Origin of the sequence: Actinoplanes sp. NPDC023936, assembly GCF_040639325.1 — a bacterium.
Lineage (GTDB): Bacteria > Actinomycetota > Actinomycetes > Mycobacteriales > Micromonosporaceae > Actinoplanes.
This window is the reverse complement of sequence record NZ_JBEZZR010000022.1, coordinates 17741-33635: the sequence shown is the minus strand read 5'-3', so window position 1 is coordinate 33635 and position 15895 is coordinate 17741. Positions and strand designations below refer to the sequence as shown.

Annotated in this window: 20 protein-coding genes; 9 read left to right on the top strand and 11 right to left on the bottom strand. The window is 72.0% G+C overall.

Annotation, left to right across the window (positions count from 1 at the left end; all coding sequences use genetic code 11):
- The first annotated feature begins 105 nt into the window (after positions 1 to 105).
- Positions 106 to 432: an STAS domain-containing protein gene (locus tag AB0F72_RS25800; RefSeq protein WP_360435927.1), complete on the top strand. Its 327-nt coding sequence runs from the start codon at positions 106 to 108 to the stop codon at positions 430 to 432.
- Positions 433 to 523: 91 nt separating this feature from the next.
- Here the strand turns inward: AB0F72_RS25800 and AB0F72_RS25795 are convergent, their stop codons facing one another.
- The 4 genes from AB0F72_RS25795 to AB0F72_RS25780 form a co-directional block, all read right to left on the bottom strand.
- A complete protein-coding gene (locus AB0F72_RS25795) occupies positions 524 to 898 on the bottom strand; it encodes an ATP-binding protein (protein ID WP_360435925.1) in 375 nt (124 codons plus the stop codon).
- A complete protein-coding gene (locus tag AB0F72_RS25790; RefSeq protein WP_360435923.1) occupies positions 895 to 1206 on the bottom strand; it encodes an STAS domain-containing protein in 312 nt (103 codons plus the stop codon). Before AB0F72_RS25790 ends, AB0F72_RS25795 begins: the two co-directional genes overlap by 4 nt.
- 55 nt (positions 1207 to 1261) lie before the next feature.
- Positions 1262 to 3424 (bottom strand): SpoIIE family protein phosphatase, encoded by a 2163-nt coding sequence (locus AB0F72_RS25785; RefSeq protein ID WP_360435921.1) that lies wholly within the window; start codon positions 3422 to 3424, stop codon positions 1262 to 1264.
- Positions 3425 to 3496: 72 nt separating this feature from the next.
- On the bottom strand, positions 3497 to 4339 hold the full coding sequence (locus tag AB0F72_RS25780) for an alpha/beta hydrolase (protein WP_360435919.1): 843 nt from the start codon (positions 4337 to 4339) through the stop codon (positions 3497 to 3499).
- 135 nt (positions 4340 to 4474) lie between these two features.
- Between AB0F72_RS25780 and AB0F72_RS25775 the strand changes: the two genes are divergently transcribed.
- The 4 genes from AB0F72_RS25775 (at position 4475) to AB0F72_RS25760 (ending at position 8070) form a co-directional block, all read left to right on the top strand.
- The gene (locus tag AB0F72_RS25775; protein WP_360435917.1) at positions 4475 to 5302 is read left to right on the top strand and encodes a hypothetical protein; all 828 of its coding nucleotides are present in this window, start codon (positions 4475 to 4477) and stop codon (positions 5300 to 5302) included.
- Positions 5303 to 5330: 28 nt separating this feature from the next.
- Complete coding sequence (locus AB0F72_RS25770) at positions 5331 to 6332, top strand: NAD(P)H-dependent glycerol-3-phosphate dehydrogenase (protein ID WP_360435915.1); 1002 nt, start codon at positions 5331 to 5333, stop codon at positions 6330 to 6332.
- A 32-nt stretch (positions 6333 to 6364) separates the two neighbouring features.
- Positions 6365 to 7429, top strand: coding sequence for a hypothetical protein (locus tag AB0F72_RS25765; protein WP_360435913.1), 1065 nt, complete (start codon positions 6365 to 6367; stop codon positions 7427 to 7429).
- Positions 7430 to 7509: 80 nt separating this feature from the next.
- The gene (locus AB0F72_RS25760; protein ID WP_360435911.1) at positions 7510 to 8070 is read left to right on the top strand and encodes a dihydrofolate reductase family protein; all 561 of its coding nucleotides are present in this window, start codon (positions 7510 to 7512) and stop codon (positions 8068 to 8070) included.
- Between the two features lie 18 nt (positions 8071 to 8088).
- On the opposite strand, the gene AB0F72_RS25755 is transcribed toward AB0F72_RS25760, so the two are convergent.
- The 4 genes from AB0F72_RS25755 to AB0F72_RS25740 form a co-directional block, all read right to left on the bottom strand.
- Complete coding sequence (locus AB0F72_RS25755) at positions 8089 to 8661, bottom strand: pyridoxamine 5'-phosphate oxidase family protein (RefSeq protein WP_360435909.1); 573 nt, start codon at positions 8659 to 8661, stop codon at positions 8089 to 8091.
- 88 nt (positions 8662 to 8749) lie between these two features.
- Positions 8750 to 9190 carry a hypothetical protein gene (locus tag AB0F72_RS25750; protein ID WP_360435907.1) on the bottom strand — a complete coding sequence of 147 codons (441 nt, stop codon included), beginning with the start codon at positions 9188 to 9190 and terminating at the stop codon, positions 8750 to 8752.
- Positions 9191 to 9219: 29 nt separating this feature from the next.
- On the bottom strand, positions 9220 to 10317 hold the full coding sequence (locus AB0F72_RS25745; RefSeq protein ID WP_360435905.1) for a glycosyltransferase: 1098 nt from the start codon (positions 10315 to 10317) through the stop codon (positions 9220 to 9222).
- 29 nt (positions 10318 to 10346) lie between these two features.
- Positions 10347 to 11303 (bottom strand): zinc-binding dehydrogenase, encoded by a 957-nt coding sequence (locus AB0F72_RS25740; RefSeq protein ID WP_360435903.1) that lies wholly within the window; start codon positions 11301 to 11303, stop codon positions 10347 to 10349.
- Between the two features lie 77 nt (positions 11304 to 11380).
- Here AB0F72_RS25740 and AB0F72_RS25735 point away from each other — a divergent pair, with 77 nt between their 5' ends.
- Positions 11381 to 12004 (top strand): TetR/AcrR family transcriptional regulator, encoded by a 624-nt coding sequence (locus AB0F72_RS25735; RefSeq protein WP_360435901.1) that lies wholly within the window; start codon positions 11381 to 11383, stop codon positions 12002 to 12004.
- A gap of 20 nt (positions 12005 to 12024) precedes the next feature.
- On the opposite strand, the gene AB0F72_RS25730 is transcribed toward AB0F72_RS25735, so the two are convergent.
- Positions 12025 to 12339 carry an STAS domain-containing protein gene (locus AB0F72_RS25730; RefSeq protein WP_360435899.1) on the bottom strand — a complete coding sequence of 105 codons (315 nt, stop codon included), beginning with the start codon at positions 12337 to 12339 and terminating at the stop codon, positions 12025 to 12027.
- The gene (locus AB0F72_RS25725) at positions 12336 to 12764 is read right to left on the bottom strand and encodes an ATP-binding protein (protein ID WP_360435897.1); all 429 of its coding nucleotides are present in this window, start codon (positions 12762 to 12764) and stop codon (positions 12336 to 12338) included. The genes AB0F72_RS25730 and AB0F72_RS25725 overlap by 4 nt, the downstream gene beginning before the upstream one ends.
- Positions 12765 to 12969: 205 nt before the next feature.
- Between AB0F72_RS25725 and AB0F72_RS25720 the strand changes: the two genes are divergently transcribed.
- Together AB0F72_RS25720 and AB0F72_RS25715 are read left to right on the top strand one after the other, a co-directional pair.
- Positions 12970 to 13581: a hypothetical protein gene (locus AB0F72_RS25720; RefSeq protein ID WP_360435895.1), complete on the top strand. Its 612-nt coding sequence runs from the start codon at positions 12970 to 12972 to the stop codon at positions 13579 to 13581.
- A 67-nt stretch (positions 13582 to 13648) separates the two neighbouring features.
- On the top strand, positions 13649 to 14656 hold the full coding sequence (locus AB0F72_RS25715) for a carbohydrate binding domain-containing protein (RefSeq protein WP_360435893.1): 1008 nt from the start codon (positions 13649 to 13651) through the stop codon (positions 14654 to 14656).
- 5 nt (positions 14657 to 14661) lie between these two features.
- Here AB0F72_RS25715 and AB0F72_RS25710 read toward each other — a convergent pair whose 3' ends face one another.
- Positions 14662 to 15093 (bottom strand): hypothetical protein, encoded by a 432-nt coding sequence (locus AB0F72_RS25710; protein WP_360435891.1) that lies wholly within the window; start codon positions 15091 to 15093, stop codon positions 14662 to 14664.
- A gap of 390 nt (positions 15094 to 15483) precedes the next feature.
- On the opposite strand from AB0F72_RS25710, the gene AB0F72_RS25705 reads away from it, so the two are divergent.
- Entirely contained in the window at positions 15484 to 15882 is a 399-nt protein-coding gene (locus AB0F72_RS25705; protein WP_360435889.1) for a hypothetical protein, read from the top strand.
- The last annotated feature ends 13 nt before the right edge of the window (positions 15883 to 15895 follow it).

The window sequence follows — 15895 nt, the reverse complement described above, 5'->3', positions numbered from 1 at the left end:
TGATCAGGGACTTCCCGGGCCCGCGGGCCTCCGCGACGGCCGCGTCGATCCGTACCGGGACCCCCTCACCGGGCGGGCCGCCCCGGCGGCCGATACGGTCGACGCATGCCGGGGAGCGCGTTGATCATGTATGAGACCAGCAGTGACGGGATCACCCTGCGGGCCGCGCTGGCCGGGGAGCTGGACCTCGCGGACGCCGACGAGGTCCGGGACAACCTCGCGGCCGCCGCACAGGCCTCCCCGTGCCGGTTCCTGCAGGTGGACGTCTCCCGGGTCACGCTGATCGACTCGTACGCGCTGGGCGCGCTGATCAGCGCCCGCAACTCGGCCGCGGCGGCCGGTGTCACGCTGACGCTGGTGAGCCCGTCGCCGCCGGTCGCCAAGGCGATCGCGGTGACCGGGCTGTCCGCCGCGTTCGGCCTGCCCGGCTGACCGGCCGCGTTCGGCCCGGCGGTTGATCAGCCTGGTTCGGCCCGGTCGGCTGAACAGCGCCGCGTTCGGCGGACCGGCTGATCGGCCGGCGTCACGCCCTCGGCTTGGTCGCGAACCGCATGCGGACGACCGTGCGCCCCGGTTCGGCGATCGCCGTCACGTCGTCGCAGAGCATCTCCACGATGGCCAGCCCGCGCCCGCGCTCGGCGTCCGCCGCCGGCATCGCCCGGGGGAAGGCCGGCAGGGTCCCGCCGTCCGCCACCTCGCAGAACACCGAGGAGTTCTCGGCCCAGACCCGGACCTGACCGCCGCCGGTGGTGTGCTGCAACGTGTTGGTGACCAGCTCGCTGACCGCGATCGCCATGGCCTCCACGGCGCCTTCGTCCAGGCCGGCTGCTTGTGCCCGGGCGCGGACGAATCCCCGTACCGAAGGAAGGTCTTCGGGTTTGTGGTAGTCCATGCTCATGCCGGTGGTCGCAGCAGCTGCAGGACGCCGGTCATCTCCAGCACCATGGCGACCGTGCCGGTGGCGTTGACGACGTAGACGACGCCGTCCCGGCGGCTCGCGGCCTGGCGGGCGGAGACCAGGGCGTGCAGGCCGCTGGAGTCGAGGAAGCGCACGGCGCCCAGGTCGACGGCGACCACCGGGGCGGCCCGCACGGCCGCTTCCAGTGCGGTGGTCATCTCGTCGCGATGGCGCAGATCGCACTCGCCGGCGACGGACACGACGATCCGGCCCGCATGGGTGGCGGTGCGTATCTGGAAGTCCGACATGAACCTTCCCCGGGAGTGGCAGCCCTGTCAGCATCTGCGGCACCCGTCACCGGTGTCAACCGCCGTGGGCCGCCGGGGTGAACTGGACACACAGGATGGCGGTGTCGTCGCCGAGCGTCCGGTCGCCGACCATGTGCCGCATGAGGTGCGGGCGCAGCGCGTGGGCGTCGCCGGAACCGTGCCGCCCGGCCGCGTCGGCGAGCCGCTGCATGGACGCAGCGATGTGCTGGCCGGGCCGTTCCACCAGGCCGTCGGTGTACCAGACCACGACGGCCTGGTCCGCCAGGACGCACTCCGCGTGCTGCCGGGCGGTCGCGCCGACGCCGAGCGGCAGCGACCGGCCGTCCCACAGGAACCGGGCGTCGTTGCCGGTGACCAGCAGCGGCGGCGGATGCCCGGCGCAGGCGAACCGCAGCAGCCGGGTCACCGGGTCGTAGTCGGCGAATCCGACGGTGGCCATCATCGAGTCGGGGATGACCGCGCTGGCCCGGTCGAGGTCGTCGAGGACCTGGGCGGGATGCCGCGCGGTCTGTGCGACGAAGCGCAGCGCCGACTGCAGGCGGGCCATCGCCGCGGCCGCCGTCACGTGGTGGCCGACCACGTCACCGACGGCGAACCCGATCCGGCCGCCGGGCAGGGCGAACACGTCGTACCAGTCCCCGCCCACCTGGTGGGCGAGGTCGGCGGGCCGGTAGTCGGCGCTGACCCGGACACCGGGCAGCCCGTCCGCCGCCACCACCGGCAGCAGGGCCTGCTGCAACTGGTGCGCGGCACTGATCTCCTGCTCGTAGGTCTGCGCCCGGCGCAGAGCCTGCCCGGTGAGGCTGGCCAGCGCGTCGGCGAAGGAGAGCACGTCGGCGTCGACGCCGTGCTCGCGATGGAAGCCGAACGTCAGCGCCCCCAGCGGCGCGTCGTCGTCACCGGGGATCGGCACGCACACCCCACTGTGGATGCCCAGCGCCCGATAGTCCGGGGCCATCTGCGGGAACGCGGCCTCGATGTCCTGGCGTGTCTGGTGCAGCACCGGCCGGCGCAGCCGGATCGCGGCGGTGTGCGGCGTGTCCGCGTCGAGGGAACCGGGGACGCCGGCCGGCCGGCCACCGGTGGTCCAGAGCATCAGCCCGGCGCCGCCGGGCGAGATGATCGCGGCGCTGCCCTGGTCGGCGGCCAGGCCGATGCCCTCCCGGACGATGGCCTGCGCGATCGCCTCCGAGGTGGCCGCCGTCGCCAGGTCCGTCGTCAGCACCTGCAACGCGTGCAGCCGCAACCGGGCCTCCCGTTCCAGCGAGGTGTCGCGGCGGGCGAGGTCGCGCTCGGCCACGCCGACCGCCAGCAGCAGGGCGCCGAGGATCGTGCTGACCAGGAAGACCTGCAGCGTCAGGGTCTGCCACTGGTCGGAGGTGCCGGCCGACACCCACGGGCCGTGACCGGTGCTGGTCATCAGGTTCGCCGTCACGGTGGTCGCCAGGGCCGCGGTCATGGTGACCGGCAGCGGCTGCGTGAACGCCAGCGCGAACAGCACCGGAATGGGCAGGTAGAACAGCGGCACGTGCGGTGGCCAGAAACCGGCGACAGTGGCGAGCACCGCCAGCGCCATCCCCAGCGGCCAGCGCGCGCCGACCGGCCGGCCGTGGCGGCTGTGCCACCAGGCCAGCACGCACCCGGCGACGACGAGCACACCGGTGGCGTCACCGGCCCAGAACGACACCACCGACTGCGGCCACGGCAGGCCGATGCTGAGCGCCAGCATGGTGGCGCCGATCAGGCTGCCGGCCGCCGGGCCGGCGCCGACACAGCAGGCGAGGAACGCGGCCAGGTGATCGCGGCGCAGCAGGTCCACGTCGCCGGGCACGTACCGGCGCAGCAGCAGCGCGCCGATCAGCGGCTCCGCGGTGTTGGCCAGCGCGAACCCCCAGACCCAGCGCGGCGACATGCCGTGCGACACGTCCACCACGACCTCGGTGACCGCCACCGCGAGCAGAATCCAGGGCCATCGGGTACGGGGGTTGAGCAGCAGCGCTGACAGTGTGATGCCGGCCGGCAGGAACAGCACCACGATCGACGGCGCCCCGAAGCCGAGGAAGGCCAGCGAGGCGCCCGCGGCGTAGAAGATCACGACAAGGGCGAGGACCCGCCAGAGCGGCCACGTGCCGGCGCCGGCCGCCGGGCGGTCCAGATCGGACAGGCGGTCGGGGCCGTAGGACGCCGGGGCAGACATGACGTCCCCACGCTACGGGAGCCGGATCGCCCCGGGGTACCCACGAACGGGTCCCCGGGGCGTGCCGGGCGGTCAGGAGCGGGCGGCTCGCAGGATCAGGTCGGTCACCTGGGCGGGGTGGGCGACCATCGCGGCGTGCGAGCTGTGGATCTCGACGGTGCGGCCCTTGGCGGCGCGGGCGGCCATGGCCTTCTCGGCGACCGGGGGGATGGTCTTGTCGTCGAGCGAGACCAGGTAGTAGGAGGTGATGGACTTCCAGGCGGGGACGCCCATCTCGCCGGTGAAGGCGGCCGAGGAGAGCGGGCGCTGCTGGGTGGCCATCAGCTTGGTCTCGCTGAGCGGGGCGTCGGCGGCGAACAGCTTGGGGAACCAGGCCGGGTCGACGGTGGTGTCGACGGCGCCGGTCGAGTTCGGGTAGGGCCGTTTGATCAGGTGGGAGACGAGGACCGAGTTGTCGCCGCCGTTGAGGGCGCCGGCGTCGGCGATGGTCTCGCCCTGGTCGGGGGCGTAGGCGGAGATGTAGACCAGCGACTTCACGTTCGGGTTGCCGGTGGCGGCGGAGGTGATGACCGCGCCGCCGTAGGAGTGGCCGACCAGCACGATCGGGCCGCTGATGGTGGCGAGGAAGCTCTTCAGGTAGTCGCTGTCCTCGTCCAGGCTGCGCAGCAGGTTCGGTGGGGCGATGACGGTGTAGCCCTTGGCCTGCAGCCGCTGGGTGACGGCGTTCCAGCCGGAGGCGTCGGCCCAGGCGCCGTGGACCAGCACGACGGTCGGCTTGACCGCGGGCTTGCCGGCCTGGGTGGACTTCCCGGTGGCGGCAGCCGGGGTGCTGGCCGACGCGCCGGTCGGGATCAGAGCGAGCACGGACGCGGCCAGGACGCCGGCGAGGGCGACCCGAGACTTGCGGATTGACACGATAAATCTCCTAAATCGGGTAGGCCCTGATGAGCCGTGTTCCGATTCGAGATTGCCAAGCGCGCAGCCTGCCGCCATCCGTCGCTCTACTGCTCGTCGCTAGTATCCACAGACAGTTCGACCACTGGAGCGTCGATGACATACCCGCCGCCTGTCGACCCCTTCGAGACGCCGCAGCACACGCAGCCGCTCTTCGACCAGCCCGGCTACGGCCATCCCGGCTCCCCGCACCCCGGCCCGGCACAGTCCGGCCCTGCGCACTCCGGCCCGGCGCACGCCGGGTATATGCCGCCGACGTTTCCGATGACGCCGCCCCCGGCTCCGCCGGCCAGGTCACGGACCCCGGCGATCATCCTGCTGTCGGTGGCGATCGCGCTGGTCCTGCTCGTGGGCGGCGGCGCCGTCTCCTATCTGGCCGGCAAGAGGCTGAACGGGAACGACCGGGGCGCGGTCGCGCAGGGCGAGAGCGCCAGCGCCGTCCCGAGCGCGACGGTGACCGATCCCCAGGACACGATCACGATCAGCGAGCCGGACACGCTGAACGGCCACGACAAGATCGAGGCCGAGGAGCTGTCCTCGCTCACCACGGAACTGGAGAAGGAGCTGGAGGGCTATCCCGGCGCGGCGAACGCGTTCGGGGCCGCCTACGGCGCCCTGGGCCAGAAGAAGCTGATCGCCGCGCTCGCGGCCGAGGTGGACATCGACGACCCGCAGCGGATGCTCGACACGATGTTCCAGTCGTTCAGCGGGGAGAGCCAGCTCACCGGGGTCTCACCCGCCAGCACCGGCGCGCTCGGCGGTGTGGCGCAGTGCGGCGACAGCGTCATCGGCAAGGAGAACGTGGCACTCTGCGGCTGGGCCGACGAGGGCAGCGTCGGCATGTTCCTGTTCTTCTACGAGACCGCCGTCGACGTAAAGGGCGACTTCCCCGACATGCGCGCGGAGATCGAGACGAAGGGCTGACCCGCCCCCGTACCCAAGGAGTTTGATTGTGCGAATCACCGTGCTGGGCGCCGGCTCCTGGGGAACCACTGTCGCGTCCGTGCTGACCCGCCGGGATCACGAGTCGCTGATCTGGGCGCGCAACCCGGCCACCGCCGACGAGATCAACGCGAAGCACACCAACGATCGTTACCTGGCGGGTTTCCCGCTTCCGGACCGGCTTCGCGCCACCCCGGACCTGGCCGACGCCGCGGCCCATGCCGAGCTGCTGGTCGTCGGGGTGCCGACCGGAGCGTTCCGCACCACCCTGGAATCGGTCCGGCCGGATCTGCACCCGTGGATTCCGGTGGTGAGCCTCAGCAAGGGCCTGGAACGCGACTCGCTGTCCCGGATGACCGAGGTGATCAAACAGGTGCTGCCGGGACACCCGGCCGCCGCGCTGACCGGCCCCAACCTGGCCAAGGAGATCATGGCGGGGATGGCGGCGGCCACCGTGATCGCGACCGAGGACCTGACCGTCGCGACCGAGATCCAGCGGGTGTTCCGGCGTGGCCTGCTGCGCGTCTACACCAACCACGACGTGATCGGCTGTGAGGTCGGCGGGGCGTTGAAGAACGTCGTCGCGATCGCCACCGGCATCGCGCAGGGTCTGGGCGTCGGCGACAACACCCGGGCCGGGGTGATCTCGCGCGGGCTGGCCGAGCTGACCACCCTGGCGGTCGCGATGGGCGGCGAGCCGAGCACGCTCGCCGGGCTGGCCGGGATGGGTGACCTGGTGGCGACGTGCATCAGCCCGCACAGCCGCAACCGGCACGTCGGTGAGCAGCTCGGCCGCGGGCGGAGCCTGGACGACATCCTCGCCGAGATGGGCCAGGTGGCCGAGGGGGTCAAGACCGTGCACGCCGCGGTCCGGCTGGCCGACCGGCACGGGCTGCCGATGCCGATCACCCGCACGATCCACCGGGTGGTCACCGGCGAGATCACCGCCGCGCGGGCCTACGACGGCCTACTGCGCACCCACCCGGCCGGGCACGAGTCCGAGCCCGGCTGATCCCTCGCGCGCATCGTGCGAGGATGCGGATCATGAGCGCCGGCGTCGCAGTGGTCTTCCTCGCCGTCGTCGCGGCCCGTTTCCTGCTACCGCTGGCCATCCCGTACTTCCCGCTGCCGGCGGTGATCGCCTGCCTGGTCCTGGACGGCGTCGATCAAACCATTTTCCAGACCTTCGGGTACGACCCTCCCGGTTACCAGTCCTACGACAAGGCGATGGACGTCTACTACCTGGCGATCGCCTATCTCTCGACGCTGCGCAACTGGACCAGTGAGGCGGCGTTCCGGATCTCCCGGTTCCTGTTCTTCTACCGGCTCGCCGGCGCCCTGATCTTCGAGCTGACGCAGGCCCGCTGGCTGCTGCTGGTCTTCCCCAACGTCTTCGAGTACTTCTTCATCGCGTACGAGACCATCCGGTCCCGCTGGTCCCCGGTCACCCTGCTGACCACCTGGTGGCTCAGTCTCGCCGGCATCATCTGGGTGGTGGTGAAGCTGCCGCAGGAGTGGTGGCTGCACGTCGCCCGGCTCGACCTCACCGACGAGATCGCCGCGCACCGGTGGATCCTCGGGCTCATCGTCGCCCTGCTCGCCGGACTCGTGGTCACGTTCCAGCGACTGGTCCGGCCCCGGCTGCGCCCGGCCGACTGGGACTGGCGGATCCGCCCGGAGCCGCTGCCCGCGCCGATCGACGAGCCGCACGAGCAGAGCGCCTGGCGCATCCGCAACGATCGGGTCCTCTCCTGGAACACCGCGGAGAAGGCGCTGCTGCTCGGGCTGATCTGCTGCGTCTTCGGGCAGATGCTGCCCGACTTCACCGGGAGCACGGGCGAGTTGTTCATCGGCGTAGGCATCGCCGTCGTACTCAATGCGGCGATTTCGCTGGCCCTTGCCCGGCGCAGCTGGACCATTCGCTCCACGGCGCTCGCCTTCGCGGCCCGCCTGGTGCTCAACATCGGGCTCTCCGTCGTCGCCAACGTGCTGCTCGGGCTGCGGATCGACGGCTACGACACGCTGTTCTTCCTGACCATGATCTCCCTGATCACGACGCTGCACGATCGCTGGCGCCCGGTCCACGAGTTCCGCACCCGAGCGGGCTGACCACACCGGTTGCGCTCTGCAAGCGGTCCGCCTAGGCTATTGACCGGTTGCAATGTGCAACCGGATGCGGAGGCGTTCCGATGGCCAAGCTGATCAATATCGACATCGTGTCCCTCGACGGGTGCGTCAACGACGAGAACGGCAAGTTCGGCTGGGCCGAGCCGGTCGAGGAGGTGCACCGCTTCATGAACGACCTGGACCGGGGCATCGGCACCCACCTGTACGGGCGGCGGCTCTACGAGGTGATGTCGTTCTGGGAGACCGCGCACGAGGAGCCCGGCGCCCCGGATTACATCCTCGACTACAGCGAGATCTGGCGGTCCTCCGACAAGATCGTGTACTCGTCCACGCTGACCGAGCCGCGCACCGCCCGCACCCGCGTCGAGCGCACCTTCGATCCGGAGGCGGTCCGCGCCCTGAAGGAGTCGGCCACCCAGGACCTGGCGATCGGCGGCGCGACCCTGGCCGGCGAGGCCTACCGGGCCGGCCTGATCGACGAGGTCTGCCTGGTCATCTGCCCGGTGATCGTCGGCGGCGGCACCCGAGCCCTCCAGGGCGGCGTCCGCCACGACCTGACATTGATCGAGCAGCACACGTTCTCGAAGGGCACGATCTTCGCCCGCTACCGCGTCGACGCCTGACGCCGGCGTTGCCGGATGTCAGCTCCCGGTCGCGGGGGTCTCGGCGAAGATCGGGCGGCCGTCGATGCTGTGGCCGTTCTTCACCCGGCGGTACTCGGCCAGGTCGGCGTCGGTGCGCCGGCCGTGCGAGCGCAGCAGCAGGTCACGATCGCCCTCGTAGGACATCAGCGGCACCGCGTACCCGCAGGAGTCGCTGACCCGGTCGACCGCGACGTCGATCACCGACCGGACGCCGTGGGTGTCCGGCGCCGCCGCGAACAGGCGCAGCAGGTCGGGGAACTCCGGCTCGGTGACCGGCACCGCGCGGCCCCGGCCGTGCAGCCGGACGATGTTCGGCGGGCCCTGGAACGCGCAGAACATCAGGGTGATCCGGCCGTTCTCGCTCAGGTGGGCCGTCGTCTCGGCGCCGCTGCCGTGATAGTCCAGGTAGGCGACCCGGTGCTCGCCGAGCACCGCGAACGTGCCGCCCATGCCCTTCGGCGAGACGTTGACATGCCCGCCGGGCCCGGCCGGCGCGGTGGCGACGAAGAACATCGGCTGGGCCTCGATGAACGCCCGCAGCCGCCCGTCGATTCGTTCATGCACCTTCATGACGGTGATGCTGCCCCGCCGCCGCAACTCCCTCGATCACATTCCCACTCCCCGGGCGGAGGCAGCGCAGCGGCCGGACACGGGACGTTCAGCGGCGGCCGGTGGCGAGCGCGACCAGGAACTGGCCGCCGCCCGCGTCGACGGTCGCGGTCACCGGCAGGCCGGGCACGAGCCGGGAGAACCGGTCGACCAGCCAGTCCGCCGCCTCCTGGGCGTCCCGCTTGCTCGGGCAGCGGGCCACCAGCTCGCGGCCGCCCTTGCGCTCGAGGCGCTCGGCCACGGTGATCAGCGGCGCGGGTTCCACCACGTTGAGCCGGTCCGGCCAGGCGATGACCACCTTGACAGCGCCCTTGCGGGTGTTGCACGCCCGGTGCGCGAGGCGCTCCGCGACCTTGGCCTTGCGGTCAGCGGTACGGCTGTCGACGCTCGGCCCCCGCGGATCGTTCACGGACATGTCCGGATCGACCGGCTCGTCACACACCCAGCAGCGCCAGCCGTCACGCTTCGCGACCTCGTCAAGGGAACCCATCAGGACAATCTAGTCCCCGCGCCGGACGGTCACCGACGGCCCAGGAGAAGCTCCAGGACCTCGCCGGGTGTTGCGCGCCCGGCGATCTCGGCGGCCACGGCGGCCGACGCGGTGCGGTAGGACGGGTCGGCGAGGACCTTCTCGACCGCCGTGGCGATCTCGCCGGGGCCGGTGACGACGACTGCCGCGCCGGCTTCGGCCGCCCGCTCGGCGTTGACCGGCTTGTCCAGGCCCATCGGGAACAGGACCATCGGCAGCCCCGCGCTCAGGACGGACAGGACGGTGCCTGCGCCGGCGGCCGACACGACGACGTCGGCGGCGCCGAGGAGCTGCTTCATCGGTACGAAACCCGCCGTGCGCACCCGGTCGCCGGCGGACGCCTCGGCACCGTGGACCGGGGCGACGAGGATGTTGACGTCCAGCCGGCGCAGCGCGGCCACGACGGCGGCGAGGGCGTCCGCGTCCTCGACCACGGTCCCGAGGGTGACGAGCACGGTCGGCCGGGTGCCGGGCCCGGGGAACCGCGGCGCGGTCCATTCCGGGCCCTCGGCGGTGTGCGGTTCCGGCCGGATCGCGATCCTGGTCACCGGGAACGTGTCGGTGGGGCGCAACAGGCTGTCCGGCCACGGGTCGACGAAGGCCACCGGCGGCGTGCGCGTCACCCCGTACCCGGGGAACTTGTCGTTGATCCGCTGCTCGAAGGCGAGGCGCAGCGGCTCGGCGAGCGGCAGGGTCGAGCCGTGGACGGCGTACGCGATGCCGCGGGAGGCCGCGACGAGCTGCCCGACGAAGTCGACCATGTCCGCGACGACGAAGTCCGGCGCGAAGGCGTCCGCGGCGGCCAGGGCCTCGGCGGCGCCCAGGTTCAGCCGGGATTCGACGAAGAACTCGACAGCGCCCCGGGCCATGTCCTGCAGAGCGTCCAGCCGGGTCCGCCCGGTCACGTCGGCCAGCGTCTCCGGCATGCTGGGGCTGGCCGGGAGCAGGGTGAGATCCGGCGCCGCGTCGCGCAGGGACGGATGGGTGAGCAGCGCCACCTCATGGCCGGCCCGGACGGCGGCGCGGGCGAGGGGCAGCATCGGGAGCAGGTGACCGAAAGCGGGCACGCTGGTGAACAGGATTCGCATGATTTCCTCGCAGGGGTAGGTACCGCCGGTCAGGCGGTCAGCAGGGTCTTTCCGACAGCGGCACGGGACTGCATCGCGGTGTGCGCCTCCGCGGCCCGCTCGAGCGGGAACCGCTGGCCGACGACGGCTCGCAGGGCGCCCGCCGCGGCCAGGTCGAGGGCCGCCACGGTGTGCCGGCGTTGCTCCTCGGGCGACGCGAAGACGCCGCGTCGCACCCGGATGCCGCGACGCGCGGCGGCCTCGTCCGGGACGTCGGGCCACCCGGTCGACGCGCTGAATCCGAAACTGATCATCCGGCCGCCGGAGGCGAGAAGGCCGAACGCGGTCTCGGCCACGGCGCCGCCGACACCGTCCAGGACGACGTCGACCTCGCCGACGGCCGCCCGGACCGCGTCCGGCCAGCCCGGCTCGAGGTAGTCGACGGCGTGCCGGGCGCCCAGCCCGCGTGCCACGTCCAGCTTGCGGGCCGTGCCGGCGAGGGCCACCACCTCGGCGCCGGCGGCGCGGGCCCGCTGCACCAGCAGCGACCCGACGCCGCCGGCGGCCGCCTCGATCAGCACGCGGTCGCCCGGGCGGACCGCCGCCGCCTCCATGATCATGAGCGCGGTACGCCCGTCGGCCAGCAGCGCGGCGGCGTCCTCCGTCGCGACACCGGCCGGCACCTCGATCACCTGCCCGGCGTCAACGGCGACCAGCTCGGCGTAGCCGCCGGACCCGCCGGTGCCGGTCACCACGCGCTTGCCGACCAGGTGCGCCACCTCCGCCGAGCCGGCCGCCAGCACGGTGCCCGCGACCCCGTTGCCGGGAATCATCGGCGGCGCCGGGAACGGGCCGAAGCCGGTCGCCCGGAACATCGTCTCGATCCAGGTGATGCCGGCGAACTCCACCGCGATCAGCACCTCGCCCGGGGCCGCGACCGGATCCGGCGTGTCCTGGACCCGCAGCACCGACGGGGGCCCGAAGGCCGTCAACCACACCGCTCGCATCAGAACTCCTCATTGACCAGCGCCAGCTCTATTCGGTAGAGCTAACTCTGATGAAAAGTAGCAGCTATGATCGCGACATGACATCCGGCCCCCGCGGACGAAGAGCCGAGTACGCCCAACTGACCCGCCAGGCGATCCTGGACGCCGCGCGGGACCTGTTCGTGCGCACCGGATATTTCGAGACCCGCGTCGAAGAGATCGCGGCGGCGGCTCGCGTCGCGCCCGCCACCGTCTACGCGGTCGGCGGCGGCAAACACGGCCTGCTGCGCACCCTGATCGCGGACGGCACCGCGGCACAGGACGTCGCCGAGGTCATCGCCGGCATCGAGGCCATCACCGACCCGGCGGAGCTGATCCGGTTCATCGTCCACGCGACGCGGACCACCTTCGATCAGTGGTCGGCGCTGATGCGGCAGGTCGTCGCCGCCGCCCCGCGCGAGCCGGGCGTGCGGGAGACCCTGGAGATCGCCCACGACAGCATGCGCGGTGGTTTCCGGCTGGTCGCCGAGCGGCTCGCCGCCCTGGGCGGCCTGCGCGACGGCGTGGACCCGGCCCGCGCGGCCGACCTCCTGTGGCTGCACCTGTGCAACGCCGCCTACTTCATCCGCACCGACGACCTCGGCTGGTCGCTGGACGAGTCCGAGGCATGGGCCACCGAGGCGCTGACCACAGCGCTGCTGGCCGAAAAAGCCAACCGCTGATCAGCCGCTGCCGCCCGCCCTCAGTCCTCGGGCGGGCCGGTGAGCACGTCGAGAACGCCGGTGATCTGCAACGTCCGGCGGGTCACGCCGCGCGCGTTCGCGAGCCGGAACGTGATGCCACGCTGAGTGACGCGCCGATGGGTCAGCACGAGCGCCTGGATGCCCGACGAGTCGCAGAAATCAAGATCAACGGCATCGATCACGAGGGTACGGGGTTCGGTCCCGGCCAGCGCCGCCGCCACTTGATCGTGCAGGTACTGCGCCGTGGACATGTCCAGCTCACCGGAGACGAGCAACCGCGCCACACCGTCGGCGTACTGCGATGTGATCTTCACGGGTGCTCCCTGCCGCTGCCGGCCGCCGTGCCCGGACCGCCGGCATCCGGGTAGGGCGGCATCTGGGCACGGATGCGTTTGCCGCCCTGGTACTCCTCGACGTGCCAGCGCCGCGTCAACGCCTCGATCAGCGCCAGCCCGCGCCCGCCGCGGCCGTCGGGCTCACGCCGGCGGGGAATGATCGAGGATCCGTCCGCGACGGAGACGATCACCTGATCGCCGTAGGCCTCGATCTCGAGCACCACGGACCCGGCGCCGTGCTGGACGGCGTTCGTCACCAGCTCGCTGACCACCACGGCGACGTCGGCCGTCCACAGCTCGTCGGAGTAGCCCCAGACGTGGAGCACGCCGACGACGGCCTTGCGAGAGGTCCGGGGCGAATCCGGGCCGATGGGTACGTCGAAGTGTGCTGTCAGAGTAGTCATCCGACACCTGCTACCTAGCGCTGCGCCACCACGACGACGGGTACGCCGGAGAACCCGTCGCCCGCGTCAAAGGAAACCACATGGGCGCCGGTGTACCCAACGGCCGGGTTGGTAGCACTCCCCCGGGCGAAGGTCACACACCGTAGCGGCATCCTAGGAACCTGGGCTGTTTATTTCCTTGCGGCGCGGCGGTAGAACGGGTGGCGTGATCGTCGTGGTGACGGGCCCGAGCGCCGCCGGGAAGACGACGTGGTGCCGCCGGCACTTCCCGGCCGACACCGTGCCCGAGCACGTTCCCAGCCCCGAGGACCTTCCCGGACCGGACCCCGCCGACCAAGCGGCGTTCTGGTGCGAGGTCAGCAACCGGCGGTGGCTGCGGGCCGAGCGGCACGAGCGCCGCAGTGGCCTCGCGGTCTGCGACGACGACCCGCTGAAGCTGCACTACACCTGGTCGCTCGCCCGCATCGGCGCGCTGTCCTGGCGACATTGGCAGGCCGAGGTCGACGCGCACCGCGGCGCGGTGGCGGCCGGCCGGCTCGGGTTCGCGGACCTGGTCCTGGTCTCCGCACCAGCGGAGGACGAACTGCGCCGCCGCCGCGACGCCGATCCCGCGCGCCGGCGCCGCAATTTCGACCTCCACGTCCGGCTCGCCGAGCCGCTGCGGCAGTGGTACCAGGCGGTGGAGCGGGTGGGCGCCGCCCATGTCGTGTGGGACCTGCCCGCCGCCGGCCTGCCCGCGGAACTCCCGCCGCCGCGGGGCGACCGATGCGACGCCGGCCTCTTCGACGCCGTGGTGGCAGCCCTGCCGGCACCGTGAGCAATTTGACGATAGTCGATATGGTCGGGGTGACGCAGGCTCCCGAATCGATAGGATTGTCCAGCTCATGACCGGTATGCAGCGATCCGGCGATGCGCCGGCTTCGTCGGCTGATCTCGCCGACGAGTTCGTCGCGGCACTGCGCCGGCTGCGGGCCGGATCGGGCCGCCCCTCGTTCCGCAGGCTCAGCGAGATCGCCGAGAAGCGGATCGCGAACTCGGCGCCGGAGAGCCGGCCGGAGCCGCTCCCGCCCAGCACGATCTCGGAGGTGCTGGCCGGCAAGCGGTTGCCCCGGATGCCCCGGTGGGGGTTCGTCGAATCGTACGTGGCGGCCTGCCTGCACGCCGCCGGGGCGGACGACGCGTCGGTCGCCGCCGAGATCGCCCGGTGGCGGGCCCGCTGGTCCGCGCTGGCCGCCGCGGAGACCCCCGAGAGCGCGGAGACGCCGGAGATCGACGGGGCGCGTTCCCCCGGGCGGCGCGCGATTGCCGCGGCCATGGCCGCGGTCTTCCTTCTCGGCACGGGTACGGGTGTGGCCGGCACCCTGTGGTGGACCCAACGGCCGTCCCCGGACAGCTCCGCCGCCGCGACGCCGGACGACTGCGTGACCGCCCCCGCTCCGGCGGGGACCGTCTCCGCCCCGGCGGGGAAGGACGTGCTCCAGCCGCCGGCCAGGGCGGATTGGTGGATCAACGATCCCGCCCTGGGGACAGTGGACGCCGACGGCGGGCGGTTCGACACCACGGTGGCCGGCGGCACGCAGCGCCCCGCTGACGTGCTGATCGTCAGGAGTGACATCACGCTCGTCCAGGGGCACGTCTACACGCTGGCCTTCACGGCGGAAGCCGACCGGGGGGCCACGATCCGGGTCCGGGTCCAGGACAGCGAGCCGCCGGCCTACCACCCGTCCTTCTCCCGTGACCTCACGGTCGGCCCGGCCACCTGCCGGCACGCGTACCGGTTCACCGGCGCGAAGACCAGCCCGCACTCGGAGCTCACCTTTCAGGTGGGCGGCCAGCCGGAACGCTTCCGGCTACGGGTGTCCGACGTCGTCATGGCGGAGGGGAGCAGCTGACGCGCTCAGCTCTTCTTCCACACGTAGATCTGCCAGTTCCCGCCCTTGGGACGGACGACGAAGTTCGGACCGTCGACGGGTGTGGCGATCAGGTCGCCGTCGAGATAGCCCGCGCCGGTGTAGCCGGGCCCGACGTACACGCCGGCGGCCTCCGCCCAGCCGAAGTAGTGGAAGGTGTCCTTCTTCGCGGGTAGCCGCTGGTCGTAGGCGCCACCGCCGTTGGGGCACTTGCCGTCCGCCAGGTGGAACACGCCGAGCGGGATGTCGGTCATGTTGATGATCGCGCCCTTGGCGGGCACCGGGTTCGACCACGTGGGGCACTTCGGCACCGCCGCCGCGGCATCCCGGGCCAGGGCGGGACCGGCGGCGCCGACCGAGGCGGCGGCCACGGTGCTGACCGCGGCCAGCCGGAGCAGTGCGTTGCGGGTACTGAACATCTCGACTCCTATATCGATGGATGTCTGTCCGCACCAGTGGACCGGCGCACTCGCCCGACCGGGAACCGGGACGGCCACATCCGCACTGATCGGAACACGCCCGAACAGGCTCCCTACACTCGAGTCACCAGGCGCACCCCGCAGTGGGTGGACGAGTTCCGCGGTGTCCGGCGCGGATGAGGACTCATCGAAGCCGTGCGTGCGACCGGGTCTCGGCTCTGGCGGGGACGCGGGCACACGGTGACGTTGTGTGTGATCTCGTCCGCGCTCCATCGCTGATGTCGGAGGGTCGGTGAGCCGTGCACCTGTTCGCCCCGGGATCTCCACGAATCGCGCACAACCGCGGCGTAGGGTCGCCGCCATGATCCATGTAAAGAGCGTTCGATCGGCGTGCCCGTGAGAAGCGCGCACCACCCGGAGAGCCGTCCGGACGGGGATGACGGGGTTGCTCGGCCCGCTGCCGGTGAGGTCCGGAGCCGGGCGCTGCTGGTCTCGGCGGGCTGGTGGCTCGCGGCGGCGGCGGTCTACCTGGTCGTCGCGTTCTCCGCCGAGGGCGCGCCGCCCGGATGCCGGGGCGTCCAATGCCTCAACACGCAAGGCCTTCTCCTGGTCATGGGCATGTTCGTCGGCCTGCCGGTGATGCTCGTCGGGATGGCGCTGAGCACGGCGGTGATCGTCGTCCGATCACGGTCGGCGCGTTCCGGGCTGGTGCTGGGAACCCAGGCCACGGGCGCCGCGATCGGCGTCGTGCTGGCGCTCGCGGCGATCTTCGCTCTGGCGACATTCTGAACGGTGGCTGTCG